At 67.5% G+C, this 13,629-nt stretch carries 12 protein-coding genes and 1 pseudogene; 12 read left to right on the forward strand and 1 reads right to left on the reverse strand.

What is annotated here, in order from left to right:
* Positions 1 to 29: 29 nt before the first annotated feature.
* The 5 genes from G9373_RS35025 to G9373_RS35045 all read left to right on the forward strand — a co-directional run bounded on the left by G9373_RS35025 (position 30) and on the right by G9373_RS35045 (position 3,933).
* Positions 30 to 821, forward strand: a complete 792-nt coding sequence (locus tag G9373_RS35025; protein ID WP_147437036.1) for an enoyl-CoA hydratase/isomerase family protein — start codon at positions 30 to 32, stop codon at positions 819 to 821.
* Between the two features lie 55 nt (positions 822 to 876).
* On the forward strand, positions 877 to 1,062 hold the full coding sequence (locus G9373_RS35030; RefSeq protein ID WP_167119481.1) for a hypothetical protein: 186 nt from the start codon (positions 877 to 879) through the stop codon (positions 1,060 to 1,062).
* On the forward strand, positions 1,041 to 2,192 hold the full coding sequence (locus G9373_RS35035; RefSeq protein WP_167119484.1) for an MFS transporter: 1,152 nt from the start codon (positions 1,041 to 1,043) through the stop codon (positions 2,190 to 2,192). The genes G9373_RS35030 and G9373_RS35035 overlap by 22 nt, the downstream gene beginning before the upstream one ends.
* An 83-nt stretch (positions 2,193 to 2,275) precedes the next feature.
* Positions 2,276 to 3,103, forward strand: coding sequence for a siderophore-interacting protein (locus G9373_RS35040; protein WP_346842888.1), 828 nt, complete (start codon positions 2,276 to 2,278; stop codon positions 3,101 to 3,103).
* A 56-nt stretch (positions 3,104 to 3,159) separates the two neighbouring features.
* A complete protein-coding gene (locus tag G9373_RS35045; RefSeq protein ID WP_167119486.1) occupies positions 3,160 to 3,933 on the forward strand; it encodes an IclR family transcriptional regulator in 774 nt (257 codons plus the stop codon).
* Here G9373_RS35045 and G9373_RS35050 read toward each other — a convergent pair.
* Complete coding sequence (locus G9373_RS35050) at positions 3,902 to 4,408, reverse strand: hypothetical protein (RefSeq protein WP_167119488.1); 507 nt, start codon at positions 4,406 to 4,408, stop codon at positions 3,902 to 3,904. The genes G9373_RS35045 and G9373_RS35050 overlap by 32 nt on opposite strands.
* Before the next feature lie 850 nt (positions 4,409 to 5,258).
* On the opposite strand from G9373_RS35050, the gene G9373_RS48360 reads away from it, so the two are divergent.
* The 7 genes and pseudogenes from G9373_RS48360 to G9373_RS35085 all read left to right on the forward strand — a co-directional run.
* Positions 5,259 to 6,431, forward strand: a complete 1,173-nt coding sequence (locus G9373_RS48360; protein ID WP_167119491.1) for a cytochrome P450 — start codon at positions 5,259 to 5,261, stop codon at positions 6,429 to 6,431.
* A 61-nt stretch (positions 6,432 to 6,492) separates the two neighbouring features.
* Complete coding sequence (locus G9373_RS35060; protein ID WP_167119494.1) at positions 6,493 to 7,581, forward strand: zinc-binding dehydrogenase; 1,089 nt, start codon at positions 6,493 to 6,495, stop codon at positions 7,579 to 7,581.
* Entirely contained in the window at positions 7,578 to 9,044 is a 1,467-nt protein-coding gene (locus G9373_RS35065) for an aldehyde dehydrogenase family protein (RefSeq protein WP_167119534.1), read from the forward strand. Before G9373_RS35060 ends, G9373_RS35065 begins: the two co-directional genes overlap by 4 nt.
* Before the next feature lie 127 nt (positions 9,045 to 9,171).
* Positions 9,172 to 10,173 (forward strand): PDR/VanB family oxidoreductase, encoded by a 1,002-nt coding sequence (locus G9373_RS35070; RefSeq protein ID WP_167119537.1) that lies wholly within the window; start codon positions 9,172 to 9,174, stop codon positions 10,171 to 10,173.
* A gap of 580 nt (positions 10,174 to 10,753) precedes the next feature.
* The gene (locus G9373_RS35075; RefSeq protein ID WP_167119540.1) at positions 10,754 to 12,649 is read left to right on the forward strand and encodes a CoA-transferase; all 1,896 of its coding nucleotides are present in this window, start codon (positions 10,754 to 10,756) and stop codon (positions 12,647 to 12,649) included.
* Between the two features lie 271 nt (positions 12,650 to 12,920).
* A pseudogene (locus tag G9373_RS35080) lies at positions 12,921 to 13,313 on the forward strand (6-phosphogluconate dehydrogenase); the annotation flags it as partial.
* On the forward strand, positions 13,307 to 13,629 hold a 323-nt coding region (locus G9373_RS35085), incomplete at its 3' end, for an LLM class flavin-dependent oxidoreductase (protein WP_167119543.1). The pseudogene G9373_RS35080 and the gene G9373_RS35085, both read left to right, overlap by 7 nt.

Raw genomic sequence — 13,629 nt, forward strand, 5'->3', positions numbered from 1 at the left:
AGGTCACACCGGACCAGAAGGGAATCACCATGTCACTGAACGGATATCACGGATCGGATGAGGACATCCTCCTCTCGATCGAGGACCGGATCGCCTGGATCACGTTCAACCGGCCGGAGACGTTGAACGCCTTCGGCCCCGCCCAGTTCCACCGTCTCGCCGACCTGCTCGACGGCCTCTCGGTCAACCCGGAGGTCGGCGTGGTGGTACTGACCGGCAGCGGCCGCGCCTTCTCGGCCGGCGGGGACGTGCGGGAGTTCACCAAGAAGGGCCTGGTCGACACGGGGGTGTACGCCCTGCGAGCCATGACGTCGATTCGATCCTGCCGCAAGCCCGTCATCGCGATGGTCAACGGGATCGCGGTGGGCGGCGGCAACGAGCTGGTCATCGCCGCCGACCTGGCGATCGCCGCGCGCAGTGCGCGGCTGGGCCAGGCCGGCACGATGATCGGGGCGTGCCCCGTCCTCGGCGGGACGAACGTCCTGCCGCTGCAGATCGGCGAGAAGAGGGCGAAGCAGATCGTTTTCTTCAGCGAGAAGGTGCCGGCACAGCAGGCGTTCGAGTGGGGGTGGGTCAACGCGGTCGTCGACGATGCCGACCTGAAGTCGACCACGCGCGAATGGGCCGAGCGGCTGCTCGCGCTGCATCCCCAGGCGCTTCAGATCGCCAAGGCCGGCAGCAACGTCTGGTGGAACTACTCCTACGACACCATGGTCAACGGCCTCGACATGATCGCCATGGGCGTGCCGGCCGAATCCGTCGACGAGGGACGCGACGCGTTCATGGAGAAGCGTCCGGCCGACTACTCGAAGTGGCGCTGAGACGTGCGGCGTTCCCTGTCACCGCCTTCGACCTGACCCGCGGAATGGACCTGCCATGACTGTTGACACGTCGCAGTTACCGATCTCGCCCGGGCTCGGTGCCCGGATAGATCGACTTCCGGTCGCGACGAGAACCCTCAGGCGCATGATGGTCCTCGTCGGGTTCTTCTGCCTGTTCGACGCCGTGGACATCGTCGTGTTCGGGAACATGTCCCGGCGATGCGCGCGCAGTGGGGGCTGAGTGTCAACGAGATCGCGCTCGGTTCCGCGGCGCCATTCGTCGGGATGTTCCTCGGAGCCCTCGTCGGCGGTCAACTCGCGGACCGTTTCGGGAGGCGCCGGGTCATCCTCGTCTCCACCGTCGTGTACTCGCTCTGTTGTCTGGCGACCGCCTTCGCTCCCACCTACGAGTCGGTTGTTGTACTGCGGGGGCTGACCGGAGTGGGGCTGCAGGCCCTGGTCGGTGCCGTCATGGTTTATGCCAGCGAACTGTTGCCGCCGCGAATTCGGGGTCGCTACCTTGCGATCATCGCGGCAATCGGGGCGGTCGCCGTTCCGATCACGGCACTGGTCTCGCGGATCGTCGTTCCGCTCGGGGACGACACCTGGCGGTGGATGTATGTGTTCGGGTCGCTCGGGATCCTCGGTGTCGCGTCCGGGTACCGACGCCTCCCCGAGTCGCCCCGCTGGCAGGTCGCCCGCGGCCGCCCCGATCTGGCTGAGGCCCTGGTAAAGAGGCTGGAATCGGAGGCAGAGGCGGCGACCGGGGCACCCCTTCCCCCTCCCGGTCCCGAGCCGTCGATCCGCACCGGATCGATCCGTGACCTGTTCGCCAGGCGCTACGTCAAGCGCACGGTGGTGGCCTCGACGGCGATGGCGTGCTTCGTCCTCATCGCCTACGGATGGTCGCCGTGGTTGCCCTCGCTGCTGACCGCGCGGGGATACACCCAGGCGGAGGCGCTCACCTTCGTCACCATCCTGGGAATCGCCTCGGTGGCAGGCGCGATGACCTCCTCGCTGCTCATCGACCGGTGGGACCGGAAGAACTATGTGTTCGCGCTGACGGTTGCCTTGGCGGTACTGCTGTTCGCATTCGCCGCCACCGGAAGTCGACCGGTCATGCTGGTGGTGGGGTTCGCCATCTCGATGCTGATCCACGCGTTGCTGACCGCCGTGTACACCTACGCCCCGGAGGTCTTTCCGACCCATCTCCGCGGGATCGGCAACGGGGTCGTCAACGGTGTCGGTCGCCGGCATCGGGGGTCCGTTCATCGTTGCTGCCGTGTACGGCGCCGTCGACTTCGGTGCGGTGTTCGTCTACCTCGCGGTCGTCGGCGTGGTCCTCGGGCTCGGGCTGATGCTGTTCGGTGAACGGACCACCAACCGGTCCCTCGAGGACTTCGCCGCCGACGCCGGCGAGGCCGAGCTCACCCGGCTGACGAGAGGAGTGTGCGGTGCGCAGGATCATCACGATGACGGTGACCCGAACCGAGCGAATCGGCCCACACATGGTCCGGGTATTCGCGGGAGGATCCGGCTTCGACGACTTCACCCCTCACGGTTCCACCGACGCCTACGTCAAGCTCGTGTTCTTCAAACCCGGTGTCGGATATCCGGATACGGTCGATCTCGACGCCATTCGGGCCTGCTGTGCGCCCGAGGATCACCCGGTCCTGCGTACCTACACGATCCGGTCGGTGGACGACGACAGGCGGGAGGTCGCGATCGACTTCGTCGTTCATGGTGCGGAGGGCGTCGCCGGACCATGGGCGGACACCGTCGCCGCCGGGGAGGCCCTGCGGTTCATCGGTCCCGGCGGCGGATACTCGCCGAATCCCGAGGCGGACTGGCACCTGCTCGTCGGCGACGAGTCCGCCCTACCGGCGATCGCCGCCGCCGTCGAGGCGCTCCCCGACGACGCGACCGCGCAGGTGTTCGTCGAGGTCGCGGGGCCGCAGGGCGAGGTGGACTTCGACACCTCGGCCCGCGTGGACGTGCACTGGGTCCACCGGGGGACCCCGCCCGATCGTGCCCCCGACCACCTGGTGGGCGACCGCGCGCCGCTGATCGCCGCCGTCCGCGGCGCGCGGTGGCTGCCGGGGCAGGTCCAGGCCTTCGTGCACGGCGAGGCCAGGACCGTGATGGCGAACCTGCGGCTGTACCTGCGCACGGAGCGCGCCGTCGACCCGAGGTGGCTGTCCATCTCGGGGTACTGGCGGCGCGGTCGTACCGAGGAGGGCTTCCGCGCCGGGAAGCGGGAACATACCACGACCGAGAGGTGAGCCGGGACCGCCGGGCGCGGGTGCTGAGCGTGGCCACAACAAGGAGATGACATGACATGACAACACATGCCGAACACAGGCCTCCGACAACGGTGCTGAACCGGATCTCGACGCTCCTCGACGCCTTCGACGGCCGCGGTCCGCTCACGCTGAACGAGGTCGCCGAGTACACCGGCTTCCCGCGCTCGTCAGCACATCGGATGCTCGTCAGCCTGGTCAAGCTGCGGTGGGTGCGTCGCGACGGGCACAGATACGAGCTCGGCGTGCGCCTGGTCGAGCTGGGTTCGCTCGCCGTGCACCAGGCCGGCCTGCACCGCGTCGCCCTCCCGAGCCTGCACGAACTGCACCGGCTGACCGGGCATGTCGTTCACCTCGCTGTGCTCGACGGGCCGGACATTGTGTGCCTGGAGAAGATCGGGGGGCGTGTGGCCGCCGCGATACCGACCCGCGTCGGCGGGCGGTTGCCCGCGCACTGCACGGCGCTCGGAAAGGCACTCCTGAGCAGCGCGCACCCGTCCGAACTGGACCGTGTCGGCGGTCCGGGGCTGACGGGCAGTACCGAGAACTCGATCCCCTCACGCGGGCGACTGCACCGAGAGATCGCTGAGATCCGAAGGTGCGGAGTCGCGTACGACCGCCAGGAGATGGTCATCGGGTACGGCTGCATCGCCGCACCCATCCGGGTTCCCGGGGCGGGCGCCTCCGCGATCTCGGTCTGCGGGCCCATCTCCCAGATCTGCGCCGACCCCAGGCTCGCCGACCATGTGCGGGTCACCGCGCTCGCCATCGCGCGCGCACTCACGGACGCGAGCCGCCGCCACTCGGCCTGACCGCGCCGCTACGGCGGGCGCGCGGCGTCGAGTGCGTCCGCCAGGAAGGTACTCGGGATCGGCGGCCACTCCGGACGCCATCGACCGCCGTCCAGCTTGCCCTGAACGGCCTCGAGGATCGGGACGACCTGGGGCCCGCCATCCAACAGGAGTCGGATGAGCCCGAGGCGAGCGCAGGTCGCGGCGGCCGGCGCCAGGACTCGGCCTCCGGGGCGCGGTCCGCTGACGACAGGCAGGCGGCCAGCAGGAGCCGTGCCTGGCGCAGCGCGCGGTCTGCCCTGCCGCTGTTGTTCGCGGCGATCTCGTTCCGGTCGTACAGCAGGCCGCCGTGCAGCGCGCTGGCCAGCCGGGCCGCCTGCGAACGGGTGTCACCCGAGTCCCGGGCGAGGCGGAGGGCCCTCCGGAAACTGTCCTCGGCCGCGGGGACGTCGAGTTGCTCGTTCGCCGCGATGCCGGCGAAGCAGTGTCCGTACATCGCGTTGTACGGTCCGTTATCCTCTCGTGGTGCGGGGCCGCGGAGTCCTGCATTCGGCGGGCGCCACCGGAGGCGAACCGATAGATCGCGGCGAACGTTGCGATGTCAGCCGCTCCGGCCACGATCCATGAGCGCAGATCCTCGGTCCGCGAGAGGCATTCGGAGACCAGTTCGTCCACACCGTCGATCCGGTGGGCCGCGATCGTCATGGCAGCTTGGAGGACATCGGCCTCGATCCTGAGCTCGGCGATCGCGGCGTCGGTGAGTGAGCTCCGGTCGAGCAGCGAGTATGCGAGGCGAGGACCGCCTGTGCGGAATGTGGCGCGCGATGCCGTCCGGATATGTGGCTGATCAGCTCCGCGGGGTCCTCGCGTCCGCGCAGCGACAGGCATGCCGGGTGCAGAGATGGGCTGCAGGGATCGGTAGACGATGCCGAAGCCACCCCGGCCGATCTTCTCGGCACTCTCGAACCCGGCGGCGACCAAACTCCGCCGTGAAGATTGGCGTCAGAGCATGTTGTGTCGCAATCGGATTGGATTCGATCATCGACAGCTCTCAATCGCGCACATTGTGACTAAGTCGTCAAAATAGCCCGAAAAGAGTGTCCCCGGACCGCCGCGCGCATGGTGAGCCGAGCTCCGGTCGCTCGGTTTGTCGCCGGGCGTGCGAGTGATGTGGCGACCCGTCGGCGGGCCTCGCCCGCAGGGTGATGATGCGTCCAGCTCGGTGAGATTCTGCGAAATCAGTCATTGACCTTCCGATCGGAAGGCTTTAATGTCTACGTATCGCCCGATGTGGCGAACGACACAATCACCGGCTTCTGGCCGACCATCCCAATTCTGGGGGAGCAGTGGACATCAGCAACAGCAACTACGACAACCGTTACGCCGCCACTCTTGATGATCCTGAGGAGTTTCACCGCGACATGCGGGCCAAGTGTCCCGTCCAGCACAGCGAGAACTACGGCGGATTCTGGGCGCTAACCCGCTATGAGGAGGTCGAGGCAGCAACGCGGGACACGGCCCGGTTCTCGTCCCTCCCCACAATCACATTGCCATCGGTCGGTGCGCCGCGGCCGTTCATCCCCATGGAGTCCGACCCGCCGGAGCACGCGAAGTACCGCTCGCTCCTCAACGTCGTGTTCAGCGCGCGCAGGATCGCCGAGCTCGAGGGCGAGGTCCGTAAGCACGCTGTGCAGCTGATCGAGGGCTTTGCGTCCGCCGGCGAGGCGGACCTTGCCAGGGACCTGGCCTTCCCGCTGACATCACGGGTGATCACCTGGCTCCTCGGAATCCCCGACGAGGACGTATCCCGATTCAGTGCTTGGTCATTGGGATTGGTCTCGGTCGCAACGCCCGAGGAAGGGATGGCGTTGCAGATGGAGATCCGCGACTACTACGTTCAGCTGATCGCCGCCCGCCGCGACAACCCGACCAAAGACCTTGCCAGCCACCTGCTCGCGTCGACCATCGACGACCGTCCGGTCACCGAGGAGGAAGCCCTCGACATCTACCTGTCCCTGACCGGGGCCGGCGGCGAGACCACCGCCGCGGCGGCAAACCACATCTTCACCCTGATCGACCGTCACCCCGAGCTCCGATCGCAACTCCAGGCCGAACGGGAGCTGCTGCCCTCGGCGATCGAAGAGTTCCTGCGCTACGTCACACCGGTCCCCGGCTTCGGCCGAACGACCACCACGGAGGTCGAGGTAGCAGGGACAGTGATCCCGGAGGGCGAGCGAGTCTGGATGTCCTGGCTCTCGGCAAACCACGACGAGACCGCATTCGACGAACCTGCCAAGATCGTCCTGGACCGAAAGCCGAACCGGCACCTTGCATTCGGTGCGGGAGTCCACCGCTGCCCGGGAGCGCCGCTGGCCCGCCTCGAGCTGCGCATAATGCTCGAGGAGATCCTGGACCGGATCCCGGATTATCGCGTCACGGACCCGACCGCAGTGCGGATATCGGAGGGGCAGACCCGAGTCATCCGTTCACTGCCGATCGTCTTCACGCCACAGCCCTGACCGATCACCGTTCGAGTCGGGCGCCTCGCCCGGAACCCGCCCCAACATTCAGGAGATGTCTATGAGAGCAGCAGTCAGCCGTGGAGTCGGTCAGATCGGCATCGAGGAGCTACCGGACCCCCGGCCGCGGGCCGGTGAGGTGAGGGTCCGCCTGGTGAGTTCCGGGATCTGCCACACCGATGTCTCGGTGCTGGCCGGGCATCTGCCCTCGCCGCGACCGATCGTCCTCGGGCACGAGGGTGCCGGGATGGTGGATCAGGTCGGCCCCGGCGTCGACCACCTCGCGGTCGGCGATCACGTGATCTGCTCGATCGTCACCTCGTGTCACTCGTGCTTCCAGTGCCAGCGCGGCGAGTACGTGCTCTGCGAACGCGCGGTGGGCTTTTCGGGCACGATGCTCGATGGCACCACCAGACTCCGGTCCGGCGATGACGATGTGCACACCCTCTTCTGCCAGGGATCCTTCGCGGAATATGCGGTGTTGCCGGCCTCGGCGGCGGTGAAGATTCGTCCGGACGCGCCGCTCGACAAGCTCGCCGGCCTGGGGTGCGGTTGGTCCACCGGACTGGGGGCCGCGATCGTCCGGGCGGAGGTGCGACCCGGCAGCAGTGTCGTCGTGATCGGCGCCGGGGGCGTCGGCCTGGCCGCGATGATGGGCGCCCGCGCGATGGGAGCCACCTCCGTCATCGCGGTCGACATCGCCGAGCACAAGCTCGCGCGGGCCCGGGAACTGGGCCTGGCAACCCACACGCTCGCCCTGTCCGGGGAGGACGCGGTGGACGCGATCCGCGACCTCACCGACGGCAGAGGCGCCGACTACGGCTTCGACGCGGTTGGGGCACAGGGCACCCTGGAGACCGCGCTGCAGTCCGTCCGTCCCGGTGGACTGGCGGTCGCCATCGGCGTGATGGACGCATCGGTGACCGCCACCTTCGACCTGTTCGGGTTCCTGATGCAAAAGCGGCTGACCGGTACCTACGCCGGGTCGATTCTCCCACAACGAGACATACCCGCGTTCGTCGATCTCTACATGGACGGCCGGCTGCCGCTGGATTCGGTCATCGACGCCACCTTCGCCCTCGACGAGGTCCCCAAGGCCCTCGACCGGCTGGCCGCGAACGAAATCACCAAGGGAGTGGTGCTGCTGTGAGCGCACTGGATATGCAGATGTATGTCGACGGCCGGTGGCACGAGGGAAGTGACGGCGGGCGGATCTCGGTCATCAATCCGGCACGGACGAGTGAGATCGTCGGGTCGATACCCGACGGAACCGCAATCGACGTCGATGTCGCGGTATCCGTCGCGAAGCGGGCCCAGCTCGAGTGGGCGCGCCTTTCCCTCGCCGAGCGGGCGGCGATGGTTGCCGAGGCCGGCGCACGGCTGGCGGCGATCGACCCCTCGGCTCCGGAGGCGCTGACCCGGGAGATGGGCAAGATCCTCGCGGAGTCGGTGATGGACTTTCAGTCCCCACCGTGGGCGTGGTCGCACTACCTCAACGACCTCGACGCGCTGGACCGTGTCCTCACCGACCGCCGGTTCGACGACACCGGCCGGCTCGAGGTCCGCCGTCGTCCGGTCGGCGTCGTCGGTGCGATCGTTCCCTGGAACTGGCCGATCGCACTGCTGGGCGTCAAGCTCGGCCCGGCATTGCTCGCGGGCAACACGATCGTCGCCGTACCCTCCCCGTTCGCGTCACTGGGTGTGCTCAAGGCCATCGAGGCGATCGGCGCAGCGCTGCCCGCCGGCGTCGTCAACGTCGTGACCGGCACCGGCGAGCGGGTCGGTGCCGCGCTGAGCGCCCATCCCGATGTCGACATGATCGCCTTCACCGGCGGACTCGAGGCCGGTCGGGCGGTCGCCCAGGCGCTCGGATCACGGCTGCGCAGAGGCGTGTTCGAGCTGGGCGGCAACGATCCCGCGGTCCTGCTCGACGATGTCACCGTCGACGACGACCTCATCCGCAACTTGGTGGCCGCGTTCACCGTGACCTCCGGTCAGGTCTGCTTCGCGGTGAAGCGGCTGTATGTACACGACAGCCTGCTCGAGGAGGTCACCGCCAAACTCGGTGATGCCCTGCAGGACGTGGTCGTCGGCGACGGCCTCGATCCCGAGGTCACGATGGGTCCCTTGGCCAACGAGCGACAGTTCAAGCGGTTCACCGCGATGCTCGCGGAGGCCGAAGCCTCCGGTGCGAAGGTGCAGTCGTTCGGCCGCGCGAGGGACCAGGGTTCGTGGAGCGGCGGGTACTTCCACCTGCCCTCGTTGGTCACGCAGGTGCGCGCGGAGGAGCGAATCGTCGCCGACGAGCAGTTCGGACCCGCCCTGCCGATCGTGGGCTTCCGCTCCGACAGTGAGGCCATCTCGCTGGTGAACGCGACACCGTACGGGTTGACCTCCAGCATCTGGACCACCGACCCGAGTCGCGCCTGGGAGATGGCCGGACACATCGACGCGGGCGTCACGTTCATCAACAAGCACGGCATGGCCGCATTCGACCCCGGTGCCCCCTTCGGTGGGGTGAAGGACAGCGGCTACGGCCGTGAGATGGGGACCGAAGGTCTGCTCGAGTACACCTGGACGCACCAGATCAACGATCGCCAGATCCTCGGGTAGTCACGCCAGACCGGTCCGACCGCGCCGCGCGCCTGGGCGTCCGCACCGTGGCGCCACGGCGGCCCGCGACCACGACGCCATTTCAAAAAAATGCAACGACGAACAATTGTGAACGGGATGAATTCGCATGACAAACGCTGGCCTCGACGCTGATCTGCAGCGCGTGTATGAGCTGCTTGTGCAACAGGTGACGTGGGAGGCGGAGGGTGTCGTCTCGATCCGGCTGGTCGATCCGAGTGGCGCGGAGCTCCCGGCCTGGACCCCGGGGGCGCATCTGGACCTGATCCTCCCCTCGGGGAAGATGCGCCAGTATTCGCTGTGCGGGGACCCCGCTGACCGCGCGGCGTACACCGTCGCGGTGCTGCGGGATCAGCACGGCCGCGGCGGTTCGCGCGAGATCCACGACACCGCATTGGTAGGGCGGTCGCTGTCCGTGCGGGGACCGCGCAACCACTTCGGGCTCGTCGACGCCCCCTCCTACCTGTTCCTCGCCGGGGGAATCGGCATCACTCCGATCCTCGCCATGGCGCGTGAGGTCAGTCGCCTCGGCGTTCCCTGGACCCTGATCTACGGCGGGCGCAGCGAGACGTCGATGGCCTTTCTCGACGACCTGGACAAACTCGGCACGGGGAACATCGAGGTGGTACCGCAGGACGTGCACGGGATGCTCGACCTCGGTACCGTCCTCGGCCGTGCGCCAAGGGAGTCCGCGATCTACTGCTGTGGGCCCGAGGGCCTGATTCGAGCGGCCGAGGAGCATGCAGCCACGCGGTTCGCGCCGGATGCTCTGCACGTCGAGCGTTTCGGTGCGTCATCCAGCGCCCCGCGCGGCGGCAACGCGATCGAGCCGGAATCGGGCGGCAACAGCTTCGAGGTCGAGTTGCGCCGCACCGGCGCGGTGCTGACCGTGCCGGCTGACGGCACACTGATCGATGTTGTGCGCGAAGCGATCCCGGACTTTCTCTCGGACTGCGAAGAGGGCTACTGCGGGGCCTGTGAAGTGCGCGTCCTCGAAGGCGAGCCGGAGCATCACGATCAGCTGCTCACCGACCAGGAGCGCGAGTGCGGTGACCGATTGATGGTCTGCGTGGGGCGTTCGAGGTCTGCGCGACTGGTTCTCGACCTCTAGTGCGGCGTGGCATAAGTAATTCGACAGTCGAGAGCGACTGGCACTCTGCGCATTTCCCTTGCTGCAGCGAGGGTCCCAAAGTTTCCAGGCTTCGGCTGCCCCGACTATTGGATGTGTGAATTCCCATGAACTCTCGTGAGTATCGCCAGTGGCGCCAACGGCGTCGCGCCGCTTGGATCGAAGCCAACCGCAAACGCAACCATCCTGACACCGAGGCGGAGCGCCTCATTGAGTTTGCCAGCAGGTGGGCACCATTCGGGGGCGCCCCGGCGGAGGAAATCCTTGTGCACTTCGGAATGACAATGCGCCGGTTCATCGAGCGATTGTGGCAGGTCATCCCTGAATCGAACGGTCTCCAAGACGAGATACGCATTCTAGCGAGAATATATCCGCACCCCGTCGAGTCGGCGGCCCGCACGTCATTGGGTGTGACCGGATCTTCTAGTGTCTCGCGACAATCTGACCGTCAAACTACGTGCCCCACGGCGCACTAGTGCCCACGCCCGAAGTCTTTCTCGCGATCAACGGACTTCGAGGACGAGGCACCAGCCGGCATCACCAAACAGAATGGACTCTCAGGGTGGAACCCATCACCTTCCCCGACGTCGCCGTCCCCCTGCGGGCGGCCGACGGCTTCCGCTACGACGCGGCTGCCACCGCGCCCGCCCGCTCACGAGTGCTGCCGCTCGAGCAGCTCGTCGAGCAGGAGGTCCGGCCCGGCGACGCGATCCACTTTCCTTGGCTCTCCACGCGGGCGTATGCCGCGCTGTTCGAGGTGATCCGGCAGGCGCGGTCCGGTCGCCTGCGGGGGCTGACCGTCATCTCCGCGTCCCTGCGCGCGGAGCTAAGTCTCCTCGTCGCCTCGGGCGGGGTGGACAAGCTCATCACCTCGTTCGCCGCGACCACCTATCCGGCGGTGCGCCCGAACTCGATCCTCGCGCAGGCGGTCAAGGACGGCTCGATGGTCGTCGAGGAGTGGTCGATCCTGGCCCTGATCCAGAGGGTACTCGCGGGGGCGCTCGGGTGGCCCTTCGTGCCGGCCGGAACGATGGACGGCACGGACCTGCCCGCAGGATTCGGGCCGGGCACCAGGAGCGTGGTGGATCCGTTCGACGGCACGGAGCGCTCGGTGATGCCGGCGCTGCGCCCGGACGTGTCGCTCATCCATTGCCCGGTCGCGGACTGGGACGGCAATGGGGTGATATTCCCGCCCTTCGCCGAGGACCTCCACACCGTCTATGCCGCCCGGAAGGGCGTGATACTCACGGCCGATCACGTCGTGTCCCCGGCGGAGCTGCGTCGGTGGGCGGGCCACGTGCGGGTGCCCGCGGCCCGGGTTCTCGGTGTCGCGCAGGTGCCCCTGGGTGCACACCCCGCCGCCTCGCCGGTACCGGTGCGGGTGGAGGGCACCTCCGGCTACGGCGAGGACTACGCCTTCCTCGCCGAACTGGGGCGTCTGCGAACCATGGAGGACGCGGAGTCCTTCAGCGAGCGGTGGATCGACCTGCCGAGCCGCGGGCGGTACCTCAGCCAGCTCGGCCGAGAGCGAATCGAACATCTGGTTGCCATGGATCTCGACGAGTCCTGGCGCATCGACGCACTCGATGACGAACCGAAGTCTGTCGAGGTCGGTGAGATGACCGTGAGCGAGCGTCTCGCCGTGTCCGGTGCCCGAGCGATGGAGGCGGTGGCGAAGGCGTCGGGGACTCGCACCGTTGTGGCCGGTGCCGGGCTGTCCCACCTCGCGGCCGCATTGGGACGGGCCACGCTCCTCGCGAACGCGCACGTCGTCGATTTGGTCTTCGAGAGCGGTGTCCTCGGCTACGTCCCCCGGCCGCACGACGCCACTCTCTCCAATACCCGTAATCTGCCGACCGCGCGGCACCTCAGCAGCACCCTCGAGGTGCTCGGCATGTTGCTCCCATCGACAGCGGAGACGACGATCGCGGTACTGTCGGCCGGGGTCATCGACAGCCACGGCAATGCCAACAGCAATCGCTCGCCCTCGGGCAACTTCCTGGTCGGCGGCGGAGGGAGCACCGACATCGCGGCGCAGGTGACCACGATCGCCGTTGTGGCGGCCGACCCGCGCAAGTTTGTCGAGACGGCACGGTTCATCAGCTACCGGGGCACCCACCTCGACGTCATCGCCACGGACATCGGCCACCTCCGGAAAAGAGATTGGGTGTACGTACTGTCCGCGTGGTTCTCCGACCTGGCCGACAACGCGGACGCGGCCCTGGCCCTCATCCGTACCGCAACCGGCTGGGACGTACAGCTCGCACCCGATGCCCATCCGATGGAAGCGCCGAGCGCGACGGAGTTGGAATACCTCCGGACGGTTGACCCGGACGGCAACCTCCTCGGCCGATCGACGAGGATGTCGCCCGCCGATACTCCACGGGATCCCCACGGCCATCTGGGTCTGCGCGTCGGCGGCCGAGGCGGCGATCGTGCGGGCACAGCGAGGGTGTAGGAGAACTCGGGAATGAACCGCGAGGACAACGAACTCCTCGAAGTCGCCGCCCAGTGGGCACCCTTCGGTGGGGCATCCGCCGGCGATGTCTTCGAGACCTTCGGCATGACTCTCGACAGGTATCACCGTCGGCTGCGGCAGATCCTTCGGGCGAGAGGGATCCACCCGCCGATCGACGGCACCGTTTTCACCGCCGCGCGTGAGATCGAGGGCCGGTCCCTCGGCGAACCCGCTTCCCCGGATCGAGGCGGCCGCGCTGACCGTGGCGGCGCACAACGGTATCGAGTACGGCTTGATGCAGGCGTACGCCGAAGGTTATGAACTTTCTGGCCGCGAACCCCGCATCACCGCGGTTGACAGCGTGATGAGCGTGACAGAAGGGCACCATGGTGCGATCTGGCTGCTCGAACTTCTGGTGGCTGCACTCCGGAGGACCCAGGTTTGAGCTCGATCTCCGGGTTTACTGAGGACTCGGGTGAGGGCCGCTGGACCATCGGAGAGGCCATCCCTCACGCGGTGCCGGTCCCCGTTTTCTCGGCCGCCCTGTTCGCGCGATTCTCATCCCGACAGCTGGATTCGCCTGGCAATTAAGGCGGTGTCGGCTCTACGCAAGCAGTTCGGTGGACATCAGGTTCGGATCACGGAGGCGGTGAAGTCGTGGTGAAGCTCGGGTATAAGGCGTCTGCGGAGCAGTTCGGTCCGCGGGAGTTGGTGGAGCTGGGTGTTCTGGCGGAGGTGCACGGGATGGATTCGGCGACGGTGTCGGATCATTTCCAGCCGTGGCGGCACGAGGGTGGTCATGCGCCGTTCTCGTTGGCGTGGATGACGGCGGTCGGGGAGCGGACGGAGCGGTTGCAGTTGGGGACGTCGGTGATGACGCCGACGTTCCGGTACAACCCGGCGGTGGTGGCGCAGGCGTTCGCGACGATGGGGTGTCTGTATCCGGGGCGGATCATGCTCGGGGTGGGTACCGGTGAGGC

It is taken from the genome of Rhodococcus sp. A14 (assembly GCF_011603105.1).
GTDB lineage: Bacteria > Actinomycetota > Actinomycetes > Mycobacteriales > Mycobacteriaceae > Rhodococcus_F > Rhodococcus_F opacus.

Excerpts from the sequence above, each read along its gene's own strand:
- G9373_RS35025 (WP_147437036.1), top strand. The coding sequence starts at position 30 with ATGTCACTGAACGGATATCACGGATCGGATGAGGACATCCTCCTCTCG.
- G9373_RS35030 (WP_167119481.1), top strand. The coding sequence starts at position 877 with ATGACTGTTGACACGTCGCAGTTACCGATCTCGCCCGGGCTCGGTGCC.
- G9373_RS35035 (WP_167119484.1), top strand. The coding sequence starts at position 1,041 with ATGCGCGCGCAGTGGGGGCTGAGTGTCAACGAGATCGCGCTCGGTTCC.
- G9373_RS35045 (WP_167119486.1), top strand. The coding sequence starts at position 3,160 with ATGACAACACATGCCGAACACAGGCCTCCGACAACGGTGCTGAACCGG.
- G9373_RS35050 (WP_167119488.1), bottom strand. The coding sequence starts at position 4,408 with ATGTACGGACACTGCTTCGCCGGCATCGCGGCGAACGAGCAACTCGAC.
- G9373_RS35060 (WP_167119494.1), top strand. The coding sequence starts at position 6,493 with ATGAGAGCAGCAGTCAGCCGTGGAGTCGGTCAGATCGGCATCGAGGAG.
- G9373_RS35070 (WP_167119537.1), top strand. The coding sequence starts at position 9,172 with ATGACAAACGCTGGCCTCGACGCTGATCTGCAGCGCGTGTATGAGCTG.